At 41.2% G+C, this 19,274-nt stretch carries 22 protein-coding genes; all 22 read right to left on the minus strand.

Annotation, left to right across the window (positions count from 1 at the left end; translation table 11 throughout):
- Genes flhG through fliF form a run of 22 tightly spaced genes read right to left on the minus strand, consistent with a single transcriptional unit; the run spans position 1 to position 19,239 of the window.
- Positions 1–897, minus strand: a complete 897-nt coding sequence (flhG, locus tag SB658_RS06520) for a flagellum location/number ATPase FlhG (RefSeq protein ID WP_010886507.1) — start codon at positions 895–897, stop codon at positions 1–3.
- A complete protein-coding gene (gene flhF, locus SB658_RS06525) occupies positions 888–1,988 on the minus strand; it encodes a flagellar biosynthesis GTPase FlhF (RefSeq protein WP_003231945.1) in 1,101 nt (366 codons plus the stop codon). Before flhF ends, flhG begins: the two co-directional genes overlap by 10 nt.
- Positions 1,988–4,021 carry a flagellar biosynthesis protein FlhA gene (gene flhA, locus SB658_RS06530; RefSeq protein ID WP_003231947.1) on the minus strand — a complete coding sequence of 678 codons (2,034 nt, stop codon included), beginning with the start codon at positions 4,019–4,021 and terminating at the stop codon, positions 1,988–1,990. Before flhA ends, flhF begins: the two co-directional genes overlap by 1 nt.
- Before the next feature lie 32 nt (positions 4,022–4,053).
- Positions 4,054–5,136, minus strand: coding sequence for a flagellar biosynthesis protein FlhB (flhB, locus tag SB658_RS06535; RefSeq protein WP_003231949.1), 1,083 nt, complete (start codon positions 5,134–5,136; stop codon positions 4,054–4,056).
- On the minus strand, positions 5,136–5,915 hold the full coding sequence (gene fliR, locus SB658_RS06540; RefSeq protein ID WP_003245510.1) for a flagellar biosynthetic protein FliR: 780 nt from the start codon (positions 5,913–5,915) through the stop codon (positions 5,136–5,138). The genes flhB and fliR overlap by 1 nt, the downstream gene beginning before the upstream one ends.
- A gap of 7 nt (positions 5,916–5,922) precedes the next feature.
- Positions 5,923–6,192, minus strand: coding sequence for a flagellar biosynthesis protein FliQ (gene fliQ, locus SB658_RS06545; protein ID WP_003220888.1), 270 nt, complete (start codon positions 6,190–6,192; stop codon positions 5,923–5,925).
- A gap of 14 nt (positions 6,193–6,206) precedes the next feature.
- Entirely contained in the window at positions 6,207–6,872 is a 666-nt protein-coding gene (fliP, locus tag SB658_RS06550; protein ID WP_003245692.1) for a flagellar type III secretion system pore protein FliP, read from the minus strand.
- A complete protein-coding gene (gene fliZ / locus SB658_RS06555) occupies positions 6,865–7,524 on the minus strand; it encodes a flagella biosynthesis regulatory protein FliZ (protein WP_014479789.1) in 660 nt (219 codons plus the stop codon). Before fliZ ends, fliP begins: the two co-directional genes overlap by 8 nt.
- A gap of 14 nt (positions 7,525–7,538) precedes the next feature.
- Positions 7,539–7,901 (minus strand): chemotaxis protein CheY, encoded by a 363-nt coding sequence (gene cheY / locus SB658_RS06560; RefSeq protein WP_014476812.1) that lies wholly within the window; start codon positions 7,899–7,901, stop codon positions 7,539–7,541.
- A gap of 25 nt (positions 7,902–7,926) precedes the next feature.
- Positions 7,927–9,063 (minus strand): flagellar motor switch phosphatase FliY, encoded by a 1,137-nt coding sequence (fliY, locus tag SB658_RS06565; protein WP_014479788.1) that lies wholly within the window; start codon positions 9,061–9,063, stop codon positions 7,927–7,929.
- The gene (gene fliM, locus SB658_RS06570) at positions 9,053–10,051 is read right to left on the minus strand and encodes a flagellar motor switch protein FliM (RefSeq protein ID WP_003220879.1); all 999 of its coding nucleotides are present in this window, start codon (positions 10,049–10,051) and stop codon (positions 9,053–9,055) included. The genes fliY and fliM overlap by 11 nt, the downstream gene beginning before the upstream one ends.
- Positions 10,052–10,084: 33 nt before the next feature.
- Positions 10,085–10,507 (minus strand): flagellar basal body-associated protein FliL, encoded by a 423-nt coding sequence (gene fliL, locus SB658_RS06575; protein ID WP_003231964.1) that lies wholly within the window; start codon positions 10,505–10,507, stop codon positions 10,085–10,087.
- Positions 10,504–10,719, minus strand: a complete 216-nt coding sequence (gene swrD, locus SB658_RS06580; protein WP_003231966.1) for a swarming motility protein SwrD — start codon at positions 10,717–10,719, stop codon at positions 10,504–10,506. Before swrD ends, fliL begins: the two co-directional genes overlap by 4 nt.
- A 39-nt stretch (positions 10,720–10,758) precedes the next feature.
- A complete protein-coding gene (gene flgG, locus SB658_RS06585; protein ID WP_003231968.1) occupies positions 10,759–11,553 on the minus strand; it encodes a flagellar basal body rod protein FlgG in 795 nt (264 codons plus the stop codon).
- Positions 11,554–11,574: 21 nt separating this feature from the next.
- Positions 11,575–11,997: a flagellar hook assembly protein FlgD gene (gene flgD / locus SB658_RS06590; protein ID WP_003231970.1), complete on the minus strand. Its 423-nt coding sequence runs from the start codon at positions 11,995–11,997 to the stop codon at positions 11,575–11,577.
- Entirely contained in the window at positions 11,994–13,457 is a 1,464-nt protein-coding gene (locus SB658_RS06595) for a flagellar hook-length control protein FliK (protein WP_015715887.1), read from the minus strand. Before SB658_RS06595 ends, flgD begins: the two co-directional genes overlap by 4 nt.
- 12 nt (positions 13,458–13,469) lie before the next feature.
- Positions 13,470–14,084 (minus strand): MotE family protein, encoded by a 615-nt coding sequence (locus SB658_RS06600; protein WP_003231975.1) that lies wholly within the window; start codon positions 14,082–14,084, stop codon positions 13,470–13,472.
- An 11-nt stretch (positions 14,085–14,095) separates the two neighbouring features.
- The gene (gene fliJ / locus SB658_RS06605) at positions 14,096–14,539 is read right to left on the minus strand and encodes a flagellar export protein FliJ (protein ID WP_003231977.1); all 444 of its coding nucleotides are present in this window, start codon (positions 14,537–14,539) and stop codon (positions 14,096–14,098) included.
- A 2-nt stretch (positions 14,540–14,541) separates the two neighbouring features.
- Complete coding sequence (fliI, locus tag SB658_RS06610; RefSeq protein ID WP_015715886.1) at positions 14,542–15,858, minus strand: flagellar protein export ATPase FliI; 1,317 nt, start codon at positions 15,856–15,858, stop codon at positions 14,542–14,544.
- On the minus strand, positions 15,855–16,607 hold the full coding sequence (fliH, locus tag SB658_RS06615; RefSeq protein ID WP_003244804.1) for a flagellar assembly protein FliH: 753 nt from the start codon (positions 16,605–16,607) through the stop codon (positions 15,855–15,857). The genes fliI and fliH overlap by 4 nt, the downstream gene beginning before the upstream one ends.
- A complete protein-coding gene (fliG, locus tag SB658_RS06620; RefSeq protein WP_003231981.1) occupies positions 16,600–17,616 on the minus strand; it encodes a flagellar motor switch protein FliG in 1,017 nt (338 codons plus the stop codon). Before fliG ends, fliH begins: the two co-directional genes overlap by 8 nt.
- A gap of 12 nt (positions 17,617–17,628) precedes the next feature.
- Positions 17,629–19,239: a flagellar basal-body MS-ring/collar protein FliF gene (gene fliF, locus SB658_RS06625; RefSeq protein ID WP_010886506.1), complete on the minus strand. Its 1,611-nt coding sequence runs from the start codon at positions 19,237–19,239 to the stop codon at positions 17,629–17,631.
- Between the last annotated feature and the right edge of the window lie 35 nt (positions 19,240–19,274).

Here is a 19,274-nt window from a genome sequence, read left to right on the forward strand (position 1 = left end):
TTAAGCCCTCCTCATTAAAAAAGAAGATAATTTCTCAATAAATGTCTGTTTGTCTTCTTTGTGTCTCGTTTCTTCTCTTTCAAACAAGGCGTCCGCTAAAATACGGACTGACCGGCTGGCTTTTGCCTGAGGGCTTTTTATGAAAAAAGGAACCTGTTCGACAACCGCTTTGCTCACGATCACATCGTCAGAAACGGAACCGGCAAACTGAACCTGAACATCCAAAAACATATGAATTGTACGGGAGAGGCGGGCAAAAGCGTCAAGCCCTTCCTTTTGGTCACGGCACCGATTGACAGCCACCTTCATTGAAAGCTTATTTTCTGTCAAAACCAAGTGCTTGACAGCGCTGTATGCGTCCATAATGGCCGTCGGCTCGGGAGTTGTAATAATCAAAATATCTTCTGCTGATAAAATAAAAGGCAGTTGATCTTTTGATAAGCCTGCTCCCATGTCAAACAGCACATAATCGAACTGGCTTAATGCATGAGAAAGTTCATTGGCAAAAAACGTCCATTTTCTCTGATCGAGCTGAAACATCACATCAAGACCGGTTCCCCCTGATATATACCGCAAACCCTTTGGGCCAACGGATAATGACTGCAGCAAAGGCTTACGATCGGTTAAAACATCGATTATCGTGGCAGACGATGAATTTCCTATTAATATATCAATGTTCCCCATCCCGATATCAAGGTCGATGAGCAGCACCTTCTTACCTTTATCCTGCAGCGCAAGTGCCATATTTAAGGTAATATTGGATTTTCCGACACCGCCCTTGCCGCTGATGACAGCAAGTGTCTTCGCTTTTTGTGAATAAACCATTGGCAGAACGCGCTCACGTTTTTCCATTTTCGCCCGTAAAGTTGCTGCTTGGTCATATCTGTTCATCTGCACAGCATCCTCACAAAACCAAGTGGAGATACAGTCTGTATATCCTCAGGCACATTCTGGCCGTTAGTCATAAACCCGACACCTATTTTTGATTCTGCCAGTATATTAAATACAGAACCTAAGGAAGTCGTTTCATCTATTTTCGTAAAAATATACTGATTGACAGGGACGGATGAAAACCGTTTGACAATATGCTTCATATCTTCATATTTTGCAGTCGCGGATAAAACAAGAAATGACTGAATGCTGCTCTCAAAAGGAATCGTTTCTTTCAGTTCATCAATGTATTGCGGGTCTTTGAAGTTTCTTCCAGCTGTATCAACAAACACATGATCATACTCAGAAAATAGCTCCTTCGCCTGCTGAAATTCTTCTTTTGTATAGCAAACTTCCAGAGGAGCCTGCAGCAGTTCAGCGTATGTTTTCAACTGTTCAACAGCTGCAATACGATACGTATCTGTTGTAATAAAAGCGATTTTTTTATGTTTTTCAAGCATAGATATGGCTGCGAGTTTAGCCAGTGTAGTTGTTTTACCAGCCCCTGTTGAACCAAAGAGAACGATATATTTTGAATGAATTGGCTCCTGCCACTTGTCTGCTGAGGGCAGCATATCGCATAGTATTTCCTGAAGTTTGCCGACAACATTTTCTTCAGTCAAGCCGCCTGCTTCAACAGAGAAGCGAAGCAATTTTTTCAGAGTGTTCGTTTTCGTAGACTCTTTGATCCCTGTTTCTTGCAAAAGCTTTTCTGCTTTTCGCAGCGGCTCAGGAAGTACAGATTGATATGCTGAAAAATCACCTAGCTCCTGTTGCGCCGGAATTTGAGGGGGATATGTTCTCTCCTCTATTTTTGGACTGCTGACCGGAGTTTTTAATGTTTGTTTCGGTTCAGCTGCCTTCTGAGGCGTTTTTTTCTCAAGAAAGTCCTGATCCAATACGGCGATTACTTCAACAGCAGGCTTGTTGACGAGGCCAAACCATTTTCGCTTTTTAATTTTTTTCGAATTTAATATGACCGCTTCATTACCTAACTCTTTTCTGATGAGAAGTGCCGCTTCTTGCATTGAAGCAGCAGTAAATTTTTTTATTTTCATTAAATATCCACCACTCCAATGCTTTGTACCTCAACATTCGCCTCAAGTTCGTTATAAGAGAGTACCGGAAGATCAGGGAAGTACCGTTCCAGAAGCTGCTTCACATACATTCTGACAGGCGGCGAGCAAAGAAGAATCGCGGTTTCCTGACGTAATGAGAGCTGTTCAGCTTCTTTGGCGACAGAGCGCACTATACTTTCTGAAATATCTGGTTCAAGTGATAAATAGTTCCCGTGTTCCGTCTGCTGCACACCGTCTGCTATTGCTTTTTCTACACGGCCGGAACAAGTAACAACCTTCAACACTTCATTTTCTTTGGCAAACTGGGCTGTAATTTGTTTAGCAAGCGCTTGTCTTGTATACTCTGTCAAAAGATCAGAATCTGTTGTTAATTTCCCATAGTCAGCAAGTGTTTCAAAAATCGTTACTAAGTTTCGAATTGAAACTTTTTCTTTTAAAAGCTTAGCAAGCACTTTCTGAATATCACCGACAGACAATGGATTCGGCGTAACCTCTTCAACCAGGACTGGATACGATTCTTTCAAGTGATCGATCAGCTGTTTTGTCTCCTGCCTTCCGATCAATTCGTGGGCATGCTGCTTAATTTTCTCCGTAATATGCGTTGAAACGACTGATGCAGGATCAACTACTGTATAACCAAGCATGTCGGCTTCATCCTTTACCGCTTCGCTAATCCATTTAGCCGGCAGCCCGAATGAAGGCTCCACTGTTTCAATCCCTTCAATGAGATCGTCCTCAGGAGTAGGCGACATCGCTAAATAATGATCAAGCAACAACTCGCCTTTTGCTACTTCGTTTCCTTTAATTTTCAATCGGTATTCATTAGGCTGCAACGCTATATTATCTCTGATTCGCACGACAGGAATGACAAGCCCGAGTTCCAAAGCCAACTGACGGCGTATCATAACAATTCGGTCTAATAAATCACCGCCTTGATTGGCATCAGCAAGCGGTATCAGGCCATATCCAAACTCAAATTCTATCGGATCTATATGCAGAAGCTGAACAACACTTTCAGGGCTTTTAAGCTCGTCCACCTCAGCCTCTTCCTCAAGAATCTCATCCACTTCTTCTTTTTCCTTACCTGATTTAGATAGTGTATATGCGCCAAAAGCAAGCAATCCCGCAAGCGGCCCCGTCAGAAGGATGCCGATCGGAGTGAAAATACCTAAAAGCATGATCGTAGCTGCTGCGACGTATAAAAGCTTTGGATACGCAAACAGCTGGCCTGTAATGTCATGCCCTAAGTTTCCTTCAGAGGCAGCTCTTGTGACCACAATACCCGTAGCCGTAGAAATTAACAGTGCCGGGATTTGCGAAACAATTCCATCCCCTACAGTCAGCATCGTAAAGTGTGAAGCAGCCTCTTGAATGGACATGCCCTGCTGAAGCATCCCGATCACGATTCCGAAAATAATATTGATCATCACAATGATGATTCCGGCAATGGCGTCACCTTTTACAAATTTACTGGCACCGTCCATTGCTCCATAAAAGTCTGCTTCTCTTGCCACTTTTTCGCGGCGATGCTTCGCTTCCTGTTCGGTAATCATCCCTGCGTTTAAATCAGCATCAATACTCATCTGCTTCCCAGGCATTGCGTCCAGCGTAAACCTTGCTGCAACCTCGGAAACACGTTCAGCACCTTTTGTAATGACGATAAACTGAATAATAATAAGGATGATAAATACAACGAGTCCAACTAATACATTTCCGCCGACAACGAAATTTCCGAAAGTCTCGACGACTTTACCTCCTTCACCGTGTGAAAGAATTGAACGGGTAGTTGAGACGTTCAAGCCCAAACGAAATAGGGTCAAAAGCAGCAACAGTGACGGAAAAATCGAAAACTGAAGCGCTTCCTGCATATTCATTGTGGTGAGAAGCACGATCAACGCAAGAGAAATATTAATAATGATCAAAATACTTAACAGCCATGGAGGAAATGGAATCACCAGCATCGCCACAATGAGGACAACACTTATTAAAACGGATAAATCTCTTGTTGACATGCTGTTTTTTCTCTCCTTTTAAATCGAAAAATTCAATATACTTTTTGTTTTGTTTTATATACGTAAGCCAGAATTTCTGCTAAAACTTTAAAAAATTCTTCCGGCACTGCCTGGTCAATTTCCACCTGATCATATAACGCACGGGCAAGCGGTCTGTTTTCTACCATCATGACATCATGCTCTTTAGCAATTTTCCTGATTTTTAACGCAAGGTGGTCGACGCCTTTTGCAACAATATAAGGTGCGTCCATTTTTTCTTCATCATATTTCAAAGCAATCGCATAGTGAGTCGGGTTTGTGATAATGACATCTGCTTTTGGAACTTCCTGCATCATCCGCCTCATCGCCATTTCCCGCTGTCTTTGTTTAATTTTAGACTTAATAATCGGGTCACCTTCAGATTTTTTGTACTCGTCTTTTATATCTTGTTTTGACATTTTGATATTTTTCTCATAATCAAATCTCTGATATAAATAGTCAAGACCAGCAAGAATCAACAATGCACCTGCACCGCTTAGTCCCATCCACAAAGTGAGTTTTGAAACGAAAGAAAGTGCCTCTTCGGGTGTCAGGAGAGGAAGCCGGAGAATTTCTCCATAATGCAGCCAAAGCACAGCAAAAGCCGCAAAACCAACGACTACGATTTTCAAAATTGATTTAATCAGCTCTACAATCGCCCTCATACTGTATATTCGTTTAAAGCCTTTGATCGGATCCAGTTTTTCAAGCTTAGGCTGTATCACTTCAGCAGAAAATAAGAACCCAACCTGCATATAGTTGCTTACGACTCCTGCAACAAGAGCAACAAGCAAGATCGGTGCGAGTATCATGCCCATATCCTTTAATAAGCTGACAAACAATGTATGCACATTTGATTCTGAGAGCTTCATTGTGAGCGATTCGGTATAAAATGTTTCTATGAATGACAGCAGCCTGTCTCTCATATACGGACCAATTGCAATAAGCGAAAGGAATATTACCAGTAAAGAAACGGCAGTATTGACATCCGAGCTTTTGGCTACCTGCCCCTTTTTTCGCGTATCCTTCCGTTTTTTCGGAGTGGCTTTTTCTGTCTTCTCTCCCGCAAAAAACTGCAGGTCAACTCTAAGCTTCATTAAGAAACACCGACCAATGCTAAAAGATTCCGCATCGTTTCAATCGTTAAGCTGAAAACATTCCGGACAACGACGAAGATAACGGACATACATACAATGAGCATGATGAAACTGACAGCGATCTTTAAAGGCAGACCGACCACAAATACATTTAACTGCGGAACAGTTCGAGCCACGATACCTAATGCTAAATCAACTAGAAACAAGCTGGCCACAACCGGAGCTGACATTTGAAAAGCGATAATAAACATTGCATTAAAGCTTTTCGCAATAAAATAGGCAAACTTTTCATCGCCGAAATTCGGAAATGCCTGATCAACTGAAATATACTGAAAGCTGTAGTAAATACCATCCAGCAACAAATGGTGGGCATTGACACTCAGCATAAACAAAAGTGCCATGGTATAGATAAACTGGCCAATCAACGGACTTTGTGCACCGGTTTGCGGATCAATAACGTTTGCTATTGAAAATCCCATTTGAAAATCAATAAACGAGCCGGCAATCTGCACTGCGGCAATCATCATATAAGCAATTAAACCCAGACATAGGCCGACCAAAGCTTCTTTAAACGCCAAAAGCATATAGTGCTCATCTATCTCCAAAGAGGGCGGTTTATCAATGGTGCTGAAACAAATGACCGCAAGAAAAAAAGCAAAACCTATGCGATGAACAGCTGGCACATTTCGATGTCCAAATAACGGAATCGTTACAAAAAAAGCAGAGATTCTAATAAAAACCAATAAAAAAGCAGGAAATAAGTCAATAATTGAATTCATCTCTACATTACCCTGCAAAACGATTTAAATTAGAAAACAGCTCTGTTGTAAATGAAAGAATCGTCGACAGCATCCACGGACCAAAAAAAATGAGAGCCAGGAGAACCGCCACGATTTTCGGAATAAACGCCAAAGTCTGTTCCTGGATTTGAGTTGTCGCCTGAAATATGCTGACAATTAAACCGACCAGTAAAGCAATAGCCAATAATGGCCCGCTGATCATCAGCGTTACGTATACGGCTTTTTCCGCCATAGAAATTACAAATTCTGAACTCACGTTTAGCACCTACCCTAAAAGCTCTGAAGCAAAGATTTCACAATTAAATACCAGCCGTCTACCAAAACAAAAAGTAATATTTTAAAGGGCAGAGAAATCATAACTGGAGGCAGCATCATCATTCCCATTGACATCAAGACGCTCGCCACTACCATATCTATAATTAAAAAAGGGATAAAAATCATAAAACCTATTTGAAATGCTGTTTTAAGCTCCGATATGGCAAAAGCCGGAACCATTGTTGTTAACGGAATATCCTTTAATGATTCAGGTTTATCCATTTTCGCGTAATTCATAAACAGCGCCAGATCCTTCTGCCTTGTGTGTTTACTCATAAATTCTTTAATCGGTTCCTCAGCTTTCGTATACGCTTCATCCAAGCTGATTTTGTTGTCCATTAATGGGGTCAGCGCTTCTTTATTAATTTCTGAAAAAGTAGGAGCCATAATAAAAAATGTTAAAAACAGCGCAAGCCCGATTAGAACCTGGTTTGGGGGCATAGATTGCGTCGCAAGTGAAGTTCTGACAAATGACAGAACAATGACGATGCGAGTAAAACAAGTCATAAGAATCAATATTCCAGGCGCCACTGAAAATACAGTTAACAATAATAGTAATTTAACAGTCGAACTTACGTTTTCCGGATCGCTTGAACTGAAAATATTTATAAACTCATTCATGATGACGTGGGCCTTTCTTCTTTCCTTCAGAACGGTTTTGTTTTAACTCTTCAAGTTGCTCTTTTAATGCTTTTGAAAATGAAGGCAGTTTTTGCTGCGGCTGATGTTCAGAACTCTTAAGCGGCTTCACAAACTTTTGCCACTCTATTTTGCTTGACATTGCCTCTTCATGCTGACTGAGAATGACTTCAATCTCTTTTTCATCCTCAATTTCTTTCAGCAGCTGGATCGTCTCTCCTACACCGACGACGAGCACACTTTTCCCGACCTTGATCAATTGTATGGATCTGTTCTGGCCGACCGATGTGCCGCCAATATTTTCAACATATTGAAAAGGCTTTAAGAGCCGATTTCTTTTGTTCATGAGCTTAACCAGCCCGTAAATCAGCGCGATAACAAACAGTAAAGCGAAAATCATCTTTACAAAATCAAAAGCTGAGACAGAAGGAGCAGCCGCTCCCTCCGTCTCATCAGCAGTTTTTGTTGTTTTTTCTTTCTTTTGCTCTGATTGATCTGCAGTTTTTTCATCTTTCTTTTGAAACCATTCGTTTACAGTTGAATTATCAGAGTCTGCCGCGGCAGCAGCAATCGGATGTACACTGAATAAAACGAAAAAACAAATAAAAACAATAAAATATTGACTCTTTTTCAACAGTCGTACACCCTTTAACTTAATGTTTTGTTGATTGCTTCAAGCACACGGTCAGCCTGGAAAGGTTTCACAATGAAATCCTTAGCGCCAGCCTGAATGGCATCAATAACCATTGATTGCTGTCCCATAGCAGAACACATGATGATTCTTGCCTGCGCATCAATTTGTTTAATTTCTTTTAATGCTGTAATACCATCCATTTCTGGCATCGTGATATCCATAGTAACAAGGTCAGGTGAATGCTCTTTATATTTCTCTACCGCTTGTGCTCCATTTTCAGCTTCCGCCACAACTTCAAAACCATTTTTAACCAAAATATCTTTAATCATCATTCGCATAAATGCTGCGTCATCTACAATTAAAATTCTATGTGCCATAATCTATCTCTCTCCTTGTGTTTCGTTATTTTAAATTATTAATGCGCTCTGCCTGGCTTAAAATGTCAGTGACTCTCACTCCGAAGTTTTCTTCAATGACAACGACCTCGCCTTTGGCAACGATACGCTGATTAACTAAAATATCTACAGGCTCACCGGCTAATTTATCAAGCTCGATAATACTTCCGGCAGAAAGCTCTAAAATCTCTTTTACGCTTCTCTTCGTTCTGCCAAGCTCAACAGTAATCGAAAGCGGGATATCCAAAAGCATATCCAGATTATGAATAGGGGCTTGTACAGCTTCGTTTGGATCAAACGCTGAAAATTCCACCGGTGAAACCTGAACTGGCGCTGCTTTTTTTGCTGTTCCCTGCCTTTTTGGCGGCTGCTGCTGTTGCTTCGGTTCAATACGCGGCTCTGGCGTCACAGGCTCTTTCGGCTGTTCGTATGTAACTTCAGGCTGCACCGTTTCTTCTTCCTCTGCACTTTCTGAGTTCATAAGGCTTGAAATTAAATCTTTCGCAAATGTCAATGGGTAAAGCTGCATAATGCTGGAGTCTATTAATTCTCCCACCTTTAAGTTGAAAGAAACTTTCACCAGCATTTCATCATCAGGTATACGGTCTGTACCCTTTTCTTCAGTAACATCCAGCAATTCAACCCGAGGAGGTGAAATATCAATTTTTTTACTGAATACAGTAGACATTGATGTGGCAGCCGATCCCATCATTTGGTTCATTGCTTCTTGAACCGCACTTAAATGGATTTCACCCAGTGAAGGGTCCGCACCTTTTCCGTCTCCCCCGATCATTAAGTCAGCAATGATCGCCGCGTCACTTTGTTCCACGACTAACAGGTTGCTTCCGCTGAAGCCCTCCGTATAATTCACTTCAATCGCTACATACGGTTCAGGAAACGCATCGCTGATTTTACTTCTTGGAATGACCGTTACGCTTGGAGTCGTAATATCGACCTTTTGATTTAAAAGCGTTGACAGTGCTGTCGCAGAACTGCCGAATGAAATATTACCGATTTCACCGATCGCATCACGCTCCATTTCCGATAAGTCATCTACTTCCGGAACCTCTGGCTCATCAAGCGTGCTGCCAGTACCGTTAAGAAGCGCGTCAATCTCATCTTGAGATAATCTATTATTCTCCATCTTGTTCACCTCTTATGTCGTGATCTAAAATTTGCACTGCCTGTTTTCGATTCACCCGGCCGGCTTGTCCTAAAAATTTCGGCTTATCTCCGACCAATACAGTAAGAGGATCCGTGACTGATTTGTCCAAAGTTATGCAGTCTCCGACTTCTAAACTTAAAAACTCTTCTATCGTCAGTTCAGATGTGCCGAGCTCGGCCACGACAGGTATTTGTGCTGTCATGATACGTTTTTCAAGCGACTTTGTTTCCTCAGGCTTTGGCTCATTTCGGTCTGATTGCATCCAATAGTGGACTGAAAGCTTCGGTATGAGCGGCTCGAGTACAATATGCGGGATACAGAGATTAATGACACCGCTGATTTCACCAATTTGAGTATTGAGCGAGATCACCACGACTGTTTCATTAGGAGATACCATCTGAACAAATTGCGGATTCACTTCAAACTCAGTCATTTCCGGTTCAATATCAGCAATTGACTGCCAAGCTTCTTTATAATTACCCAGTGCATTTTCAAATAAATTAGAAATGATTTTTGTTTCAATTTCTGTCAAACTGTCAACCTTGTTATGACTGATTCCAATCCCGCCCATGACTCGATCCATCATCGTATAAGCTATCGTGGGGTTGACCTCCATCATAATTCTTCCTTCCATCGGATGAACATCAAATAGATTTAGAATCGTCATGTTCGGGATCGATCTGATAAATTCCTCATACGGAACCTGATCAACAGAACTGACAGATATGTGAATATAGGTTCTGAGCTGAGCAGAAAAATGAGTGGTAAGAAGTCTTGCAAAATTGTCATGAATTCTCGTTAAACTGCGAATCTGATCCTTAGAAAACCGCAGCGCACGTTTGAAATCATAAACCTTGACTTTCTTCTCTTTTTCTTCTTTTTTCAGCTCTTCAGCGTCCATTTCACCAGTTGATATTGCAGAAAGCAGTGCATCTATTTCATTTTGGGAGAGAACTTCTCCTGACATTTTCCTCACCTCCGTATTCTGTCAAATTATGCTTTATTGCAGATTAAAGGAGGTAATATACACTTTTTCTACTTTTCCTTCTTGGAGGTAGCTATTTATTTTATCTTTTAGTTCCTTCTTAAAGGTTTCTTTTCCCTTGTCTCCCTCAATCTGATCAGCATTCGTATCAGCCAGCAGTGATATAACAGCGTCTTTCACTTGGAAATCACGTTTCTCAAGTTCTTCTTTTGATTTATCAGAATCGGTTTCAAGTTTAATAGCAAGACGGATAATGTTATCAGACTTTAAATTTGTTGTGATCTCTTCTACATCAACAGAAGACGCAACGATTTCATCAATACTTTTTTTCGCTTCACTTTTTTCGGACTTTCCGCCTAAAACAAAATAAGCCGCCGCCCCGAGAGCACCAATTACGATAAGAATAATTAGTAATATGATCATTAACTTTTTCTTCATTCCGGTTCCTCTATTCCTTGATCCATTGCAAATATTTGTATTTTTCGGTAGAAAGCTGCGATCTTTTCCAGAACAGCTTCTTCATCTTCTTTTACTACAAACTTCTTACCATTTGACAGAGTAATTGTAGTATCCGGAAAACATTCAATCTGTTCAATAAATAGCGCATTCAGTGTAAAGGGCTGCCCGTTCAAACGGGTTACTTTAATCATAAAACAGCGGAGAAGCGATTACTCGCCTCCCCTCCCTCCTTAACGTTTAAGGTTAACCAGTTCTTGAAGGATTTCATCAGATGTTGTAATAATTTTTGAGTTTGATTGGAATCCGCGCTGGGCTACGATCATTTCAGTAAATTCGTCAGTTAAATCGACGTTAGACATTTCGAGAAATCCTGATTTAAGAGCACCAGTTCCGCCGTCACCAGGCTGGTTCGCTGCACTGGCCGTTCCAGAGTTTAAAGATTCACGGTATAGGTTGCTTCCGATTTTATCCAATCCATCACTGTTGGCAAAAGTAACAATCCCGATTTGTCCCCCGTCTTGTGTTTTCCCCTCAGCATCAACAATTGACACCTTTCCATCAGAACCAATGCTAAAGCTTTGAGCATCAGTAGGAATTTTAATTGTTCCGCCATTCATATTTAGTACATGGTAGCCATCACCTGTAACCAGTGTTCCAGTATTATCTAAATAGAAGTTCCCTGCTCTTGTATAAGCTGTCCCGTCACCTGTATCAATTCGGAAGTAACCGTCGCCGTCAATTGCTAAATCAAGTGTTCTTCCTGTGCTTTGTGTCGCGCTTGTTGAATGAATTGTATCAATTGTGCCAGATGATGAACCTAAACCGATTTGCTTAGAGTTTGTTCCGCCGATTGTTGCACCAGCAGCAGAACCGCCGGCAATGGTTTGGCTTACCATATCTTTAAAGGTCACACGGCTCTTTTTGAATCCTACTGTATTTACGTTGGCAATGTTGTTACCGATTACGTCAAGCTTTGTTTGAAAGTTCTTCATACCGCTGATTCCAGAATAAAGTGAACGTAACATAATATATTCCCCCAGATGTTTTTATTTAGATGATTGTCCCACAGACATGACATTCGCAGGACTGATCTCGGTCCCATCATCAAGAACGAGATAATAATTTCCTTTAAAATGTTTAACAGAGCTTACTGTGCCTGTTTTATCTGTTGCACTTTTACCATCAGTCCAAGATACTTCTTTTCCCATCCAATCAACATACGTTGTAAACGGATCTTGGTTTTCAACGAATTGAGTCATTGTCGTATTCAGATTCATCATTTGCTCCAAGCTTGAAAAAGTCGCCATCTGGCTGATAAATTCTTTATCGTCAATCGGGTTAAGCGGATCTTGGTTTTGAACTTGAGTCATTAATATTTTTAAAAACTCGTCTTTCCCCAAGCTGCTGTTGTTCGTCGACACAGTGTTCGTTTTTTCAGGCAGTTTATATTCTGAACTTATAGAAGTCATTCTTCTTCCTCCATTTCAACCATCGACACTTCATCGAGCAGATCGCCAAAATCATTTGATTGCTTTTTCTGTCTTTGCTGTCTCTGCCCCTCTTGCTGCTGTTTCTGTTCATCAGCAAGCTGGCCGTATATCGGCTGATCCCCGCTTTGGACCGGAAGAGTAAAACGGTCAATTTGGACGGCCATATTCGGCAATGATTGCTTCAGCTGAGGAAGATGCTGTTCAAGCAATTCTTTTGCTGATTGGCTAGATGCTATGATTTTACTCTGAAACATTCCATTTTCATTTGTCAGCTTGATTGTGACAAATCCTAAATGTTCAGGGTTCAGCCGAATAGTGAAACTTCCCGTCGATCTGCCGAAAGGCGTATATTTCATCTGCTTCCACGCATTAATCACTTGATCAGCCACCGTTTTTGTTTCGGCATTTGGTATATCAGATGACATCTGCTGCAGATCAAGTGTTTGAACTCCTCCTATGCCCCGATACCCCGAAAACAGCATTTGGAGTCCTGATTTACTATCTACAGGCTGAATACTTCCAGAAACATCCGATGCATTTTTGCTGGATGAACTCTGCGAGAGCGGTGTGAGAACACTCTTCCCAAAGTCTTGTGATGATTCGGATGATTTCGATAACAAGAAGGCTTTCAGCTGGCTTTCAGCTAAACTCCATTCTTTGGTCCCTTTTTGAGGAAGCATAGACATTTGATCCATTAAGCTTTGAAAACTTTTCAGCTCTGACGCTGTCATCGAGTAAAGTTTTGAACTTGACTCAGCTTTAGTGAATATTTGCTGTTTAAGATCCTGAATTAGTTGTTGAGATACACCCTTCTTTTCTAATGCAGAAAGGAATTGATCTCCATTTTGGTAAATGGCATGAGCTTCATTGCCATTCCCGCGATCAGTCAGCTTATTCCCTTCTACGAGCTGGCTAATGAACATCTGGATATAGATAAGCTCTTTAGCAGGCTCGGATACTTCATTTTCCTGATTTGATTGCTCTGTATCAGACTTCAGTGCTCCATTAATGTCAGAAGCAGAAGCATTGGCACTCAGAGCCGTTTTAGCTTCTGAAAAGATTTTCTCCGTTTCTGTGAGCAATTGATCCGTCCCGCCTGACATTTTTGATTCAACTGCTTGCAAAAGATTTTGCAACATTTGCAGAGCATTCGCATCCAATTGCTTCCCTGTCAGTTTGCTTAATGTTTGCAAAAGATCCGCATTTTGTTTGTCTTGATCTTCAGGACTTGCATTTAGCCAGTCACCGATCTTTTTAAGCGCATCTGCTAAAAGCTGATCTTCGGAATTAGGAGTACCCTTTCCTTGTTCTGAAAGTTCCTTCAATCCAGCCTCAGACATAAGCCAGTTTTGAAAAACTCCTTGGCTACTTTTCATGTTTTTAGCGGCAGAACCCGTTGTGGTTTGCAGCAAAGGTCCGGCTAATTCAAGCAGCTTCACCTTTCATTCCCCCTATTCTTGGCTGGCAGCAATTTTTTCTGTATAGGTTGCTGCTTGCTCAGGAGTCATTTTCGCCAATATGTCAGCAAGCTGCTTTTTGCTTAGGCCATTCAATATTTTCAGTGCTTCTTGCTCCTTTAATTGGGCAATAATTTTAGCAGCCTTTCCGCTGTCCATGCTTTTGTACACACTGATCACTTTGTCATTTTCAGAAGAAGCTTTCGAGTCTGCTGATCCTTCAGTATGATCTTCTGATGACTTTTTTTGATCCTCAGCCGTCTTTTCAAGTGAACGGATCTTTTGATTGAGCCTATCGATTTCTGATTTACTTGTTTCTAAATCTTTATTCAATATACTGATTTCACTTTTTTGATCCTTAATGGTCTTTTCCAGAGCTGCCGTATTACTGCTATCCTTACTTGATGCTGCGCCTTTTTTATTTTCGGTTTCAGGGACCAATTCTTTAAGAACCGGCGTTTTTGCCGCAGCATCCTGTATCGGCTTTAAGACATTGATACCAGCAGCCCAAAGAACAATCCCCCCTGCGATTAATAGAAACATCAGCGGGAGGATAATGATAAGCAAAACCGAACGGAACTTACCTGATTCTTTCTTTTTGCCGGACATTACATTCGCTCCTAATGGCCTTGAATCATAAACTGCTTAATCGAAATATCGTCCATTTCTTTCATTTCTGCAGCTTTATCTTCAAGAGCAAACATTTTAAACTGTTTTTCACGCATTTTTTCAAACTTTTTCACTTCAATGTTTTTCTCTGTCAAAATTTCTTGTTTTTGATTCATTTGATTTCTTTTCATAATGACAAGCTTTTGATAGTGATAGATCGTATTATCAAGATTTGAGACAAATTGTTGGTAGTGCCTCATTTCTTGTACACTCATGCCGCTTTTTAATTTCTTTTCCTTATTTTGTTCCAGCAATTCTTTTTTGCTCATATTCTCATATAATTTTTCAGCAACGTTTTCAAATTCAGAAACTGATTGCTGATACTCGGATAAGGATTGGTCTTTTTCATTTTCTTTTAGTTCCAGCAGCTTTTGGAATCTAAATTGATAAGCCACGTTTATTCCTCATTTCCTGTCAAACTAGTTAATGCAGCAATGCTTTCTTCCAATAAAGCCGGTTCGTCTGTTCCCTGCTTTAAAAATTGAATAAGCTGCGGATAAAATTGTATCGCTTCATCAATTTCTCTGGATGATCCTCTTTTGTAAGCTCCGATATTAATGAGATCTTCCGAATTTTGATATGTCGATAAAAGTTCACGGAATTTATTTGCCGCATCCAGATGCTGTTTTGTTGAAATGTTTGACATCACCCTGCTGATGCTTTTTAGTACGTTAACTGCAGGAAACTGGCCTTTATTGGCAAGCGCCCTGTCCAACACAATATGTCCGTCTAAAATTCCGCGTACGGTATCGGCAATCGGCTCATTCATGTCATCCCCGTCTACCAACACTGTATAAAATGCCGTAATGGTTCCATGCTCGTTTGCACCTGTTCGTTCTAGTAAACGAGGTAAAATAGCGAACACTGAAGGTGTATAACCTTTTGTCGTCGGAGGCTCTCCTGCAGCCAGTCCAATCTCTCGCTGCGCCATTGCCACCCTTGTAACAGAATCCATCATAAACATGACATTTTGGCCTTTATCTCGGAAATACTCGGCAATTGCAGTCGCTGTATATGCCGCTTTCAATCTCATTAATGCTGGCTGGTCTGAGGTGGCAACGACTACAATCGATCGTTTCAGCCCCTCTTTCCCCAGATCTTTTTCAATAAACTCCCGAACCTCTCGTCCGCGTTCTCCGACAAGTGCAATGACGTTTAAGTCAGCCTCTGTCTGCTTGGCGATCATCCCCATTAAGGTGCTTTTTCCGACACCGCTTCCTGCAAAAATTCCAATCCGCTGGCCTTTACCGACTGTCAGCAAGCTGTCAATTGATCTGACTCCAACACCCATCTTTTCACGGATAGGCGGCCGTTTCATCGGGTTGGGCGGTGATTGCTCCGTTGATACAGGCGAAAGCCCTTTAGGCAGAAGTTTTCCGTCAAGCGGTTCTCCAAAAGCATCGATGACTTGTCCAATCAGTCCGGTTCCAACTTTAACCCGAAGTGATTCCCCAGTAGCTTCTACAATGCTGCCAGGTGCAATGCTCGCAGCCTCTAAATAAGGCATAAGCAAAATATTTTCTTCCTGGAAGCCGACTACCTCAGCTTTAATGACTTTCCCAGATTGTCCTTTTGCATAAATCAGGCACACGTCGCCAATTGAGCTTGCTGGCCCTTTTGATTCAATCATCAGGCCGATGACCCGCTTGACTTTTCCGTACCGTTTATACGAGTCTGTCATTTCTATACAATCTATCAGACTCTGTGTCTTCATTCAGCTGCACCTGCTTCCAGCGCTGTCAGAAGTTTATCTTTCAATTGCATCAATTGTGTGTCAACACTCGCATCTACCCTGCCAAAAGGAGTTTCAATATAACAGGTTCCTTTTTGAGCTTTTTCATCAGCATATATGCCAAGCCGGCATTCTTTATAAAGAAGCTGCTGGATTTCATCTTTTTGCTGAAAGATTGTCTCATAGTAATATGGATCAACATAAATTGATATATCGTCATATTCCTTCACTTCGTTTATAACCTGTTGTACAAGCAGGAGGAAAGCCTCTTTATCATCAGACTTTTGCTGCCAAACTTTTTTTGCTAGGGCAACGGCAAGCTCAACGATTTCTTCATTAGCGTCTTCAAGCTTGTCCTCAACAGCTTTTCTGGACATTTCAGTTATACTGTTTGCTTGGCCGATCAGTTCTGCATACTGTTTCATTGCCTCAGCTTTGCCCAGCGCTACTCCTTGTTCAAAGCCCTCGGCTTTTGCTTCTTCAATAAGCTTCTGTTTTTCAGCCGCCCAATCGTTTTTCTCCTGTTCAATTTGACGGCGAATATTTTCTATATGACTGTTTGCCTGCTCAGAAATCCGATCAGCTTCCTCTTTCACTCGGGCCATAAGCGCCTCCGGGTTCTCTTCAGCCTGCAAAAGGTGAGAATGATCAATACGCACCTCTTGTATAGAAAGTTTTCTTTTTTCCTTTTGTGGAGAAATAGATGATTCTTGTTTAATGATATTAGACAATAATATCATCCCCTCCGCCTCTTGCTATCACAATTTCACCGGCTTCTTCAAGCTTTCTGACGATGCTTACAATTCTCGATTGAGCTTCTTCTACATCTTTCAAGCGTACAGGGCCCATAAATTCCATTTCTTCTTTGAAGGTTTCAACCATACGCTGTGACATATTGTTGAATACAATTTCTTTGACTTCCTCGCTTGCAACCTTTAATGAAAGGAGCAAATCGTCGTTCTCAACATCGCGAATGACTCTCTGAATGGCACGGTTATCAAGTGTGACAATATCTTCGAAGACAAACATCCGCTTTTTAATCTCTTCAGCAAGATCGGGATCCTGAATTTCCAATGAATCCAAGATCGTCTTCTCTGTCCCTCTGTCTACCCCGTTTAACACTTCCACAACAGCTTCAATTCCGCCTGTTTGTGTATAATCCTGAGTAAATGCAGAAGATAATTTTTGTTCCAGAATCCGTTCTACCTCATTAATTATTTCTGGAGACGTTCTATCCATGACCGCGATTCTTCTCGCAACCTCAGCCTGTACTTCAGGATTCAGCTCGGATAAAATTTGCCCAGCCTGCACTGGATCCAAATAAGACAAGATTAACGCCATCGTCTGCGGATGCTCTTGCTGGATAAAATTCAAAATTTGTTCAGGCTCCGCTTTTCTGGCAAAATCAAATGGTTTAACCTGCAAAGAAGAAGTCAGCCTGTTTAGAATGTTCTCCGCCTTATCCTCTCCAAGCGCCTTTTCCAGAACTTGTCTTGCATAGCTTAAACCGCCTTGAGAAATATAATCTTGCGCAATGGCTATATTATGAAATTCTTCTATGATTTCATCCTTTTTTTGATGATCGACGCTTCGAACACCTGATATTTCCAGAGTAAGCCTTTCAATTTCTTCATCGGTTAAGTGCTTATAGACAGAAGCTGACACATCTAACCCCAAGGAAATCATGAGAATGGCTGCTTTTTGTTTTCCTGTAAGCTTATCTTGATCACGTCTCGCCATTTCTAATTCCTCCTAATCCTCGGCCAGCCAGCTTCTCAGCAGTTTTGCAAAATCTTCCGGCTTGTCTTTCGCCATCTTTTCAAGCTGTTTTCGTCTGACTGATTCCGCTGTTTCATTTTCCTCTTCGTTGATATCAGGCAAATTGATTGGTTCTTGAGGAACCTCATACTCATATTCCTCAAATTCATCCTCTTGCGCCCGTTTCTTTCTGATAAGCATAATGATCAGAACAATGATCGCTGCGATTAAAACACCGCCTACAATATATGCCCACAGCGGGATACCTGAGGATTCTTCCGTATTTGTATCCAAATTGACTTTTCCGTCGAATGGCTGAACGGAAACAACAATCTTATTATTGATATCAGCATCAGATAAATTCTGATTTTGCGTTTCATCTTTATCCAAAGATGTTCTGACTACAGTTGAAAGGATTTTTTGTATATCATCCTGTCTTTCAGTTGATAGCGACGCAGTGTTTTTGGCATCAGGCGGCTCTACCATTACTTGAATCCCTAAATCTCTGACCTTATAAGGACTTTCAGCGATTTCTTTATGAATTCGGTTAACCTCGTAATTGATTTTGTTGCTGTTTTTTTCGTAGTTCCCGCTTTCGGTATTTTCACCGTCAGCCTTATAATTTGTAACATCTTCCTCGCCGGTTCCGGCAGTTCCGCCGTTGGCTGCACCGTCGCCCTGATATGTTTCAGATACCTTTTCAGCGCTGACTGCAATACCTTCCATGTTTTCTTTATCCACAGGCTCGACAATGTCTTCTGTCCGATTTTCTTTTGTGAAATCAATGTCTGCTGTAACGGAGACAACGACTTTATCTTGGCCCATCATCGTACCCAGCAATGACTGTACATGTTTTTGAATGTCTTTTTCAACTTGAGACTTAATTCCTTGCTGAGAAGAATAACTATCCGCGTAGGACCCTGCATCGCTGTCTGATTTGTCGTAGTATGTAGAATTTTGGTCCATGATGACGATGTTATCTTCTTTTAGGTTTGGCACGCTTTTAGATACCAGATGATATAATCCGTTGATTTGGCTTTGATCAAGTGTATAACCCGGTTGAATCTGCAAAACGATTGATGCAGATGCTGCAGATTGCTCCTCACCGACAAACACAGCGTCTTTCGGGAGATTAATCATTACTTTTGAATTTTTAATACCGTCCATTTCATTGATCAAGTTTGACAGTTCTGTCTGTGTAGCTTTCACTTTCACCATATCAAACTCATTGTCTGTCAAACCAAAGCCGGCATTCTGTCCAAAAAACGAATAATCAATTGATCCCGTTTTAGGAAGTCCTTCTGCAGCCATCTGCACTTTCAAAGAATCAACCTGATCCTCCGGAACACTAATCACTGTACCGCCATTCGAAAGTTCGTTTGGCACTTTTTTTGCATCCAATTCTTCTTTGATTTGTCCTGCTTCTTCGGCAGACAAATCTTTGTACAGCGGCGCCATTTTAGAATTCGAAGCAAAAACACTAATAATAATTCCAATAATAATAATTGCCGCTAAAGCACTAACCATTAAAATCTTTTGTAATTTAGATCTATTTTTCCAAAACTCACTCGTTTTGTTTTTCATTTGCATTAGAGTACGATTCATGTTAACCCCCGGTCATTCCACTCTTTCTCTAAATC

The organism is Bacillus sp. SIMBA_008, assembly GCF_046535495.1.
Lineage (GTDB): Bacteria > Bacillota > Bacilli > Bacillales > Bacillaceae > Bacillus > Bacillus subtilis.

What these genes read in the sequence shown, in the direction of transcription:
- SB658_RS06600 (WP_003231975.1), bottom strand. Translation starts at nt 14,084, where the DNA reads ATGTCCGGCAAAAAGAAAGAATCAGGTAAGTTCCGTTCGGTTTTGCTT.
- flgD (WP_003231970.1), bottom strand. Translation starts at nt 11,997, where the DNA reads ATGACTTCTATAAGTTCAGAATATAAACTGCCTGAAAAAACGAACACT.
- fliF (WP_010886506.1), bottom strand. Translation starts at nt 19,239, where the DNA reads ATGAATCGTACTCTAATGCAAATGAAAAACAAAACGAGTGAGTTTTGG.
- cheY (WP_014476812.1), bottom strand. Translation starts at nt 7,901, where the DNA reads ATGGCACATAGAATTTTAATTGTAGATGACGCAGCATTTATGCGAATG.
- fliL (WP_003231964.1), bottom strand. Translation starts at nt 10,507, where the DNA reads ATGAAGAAAAAGTTAATGATCATATTACTAATTATTCTTATCGTAATT.
- fliM (WP_003220879.1), bottom strand. Translation starts at nt 10,051, where the DNA reads ATGTCAGGAGAAGTTCTCTCCCAAAATGAAATAGATGCACTGCTTTCT.
- flhF (WP_003231945.1), bottom strand. Translation starts at nt 1,988, where the DNA reads ATGAAAATAAAAAAATTTACTGCTGCTTCAATGCAAGAAGCGGCACTT.
- fliY (WP_014479788.1), bottom strand. Translation starts at nt 9,063, where the DNA reads ATGGAGAATAATAGATTATCTCAAGATGAGATTGACGCGCTTCTTAAC.
- fliG (WP_003231981.1), bottom strand. Translation starts at nt 17,616, where the DNA reads ATGGCGAGACGTGATCAAGATAAGCTTACAGGAAAACAAAAAGCAGCC.
- fliI (WP_015715886.1), bottom strand. Translation starts at nt 15,858, where the DNA reads ATGAAGACACAGAGTCTGATAGATTGTATAGAAATGACAGACTCGTAT.
- fliP (WP_003245692.1), bottom strand. Translation starts at nt 6,872, where the DNA reads ATGAATGAGTTTATAAATATTTTCAGTTCAAGCGATCCGGAAAACGTA.
- flhA (WP_003231947.1), bottom strand. Translation starts at nt 4,021, where the DNA reads ATGTCAACAAGAGATTTATCCGTTTTAATAAGTGTTGTCCTCATTGTG.
- flhB (WP_003231949.1), bottom strand. Translation starts at nt 5,136, where the DNA reads ATGAAGCTTAGAGTTGACCTGCAGTTTTTTGCGGGAGAGAAGACAGAA.
- swrD (WP_003231966.1), bottom strand. Translation starts at nt 10,719, where the DNA reads ATGATTAAAGTAACCCGTTTGAACGGGCAGCCCTTTACACTGAATGCG.
- flgG (WP_003231968.1), bottom strand. Translation starts at nt 11,553, where the DNA reads ATGTTACGTTCACTTTATTCTGGAATCAGCGGTATGAAGAACTTTCAA.
- fliR (WP_003245510.1), bottom strand. Translation starts at nt 5,915, where the DNA reads ATGAATTCAATTATTGACTTATTTCCTGCTTTTTTATTGGTTTTTATT.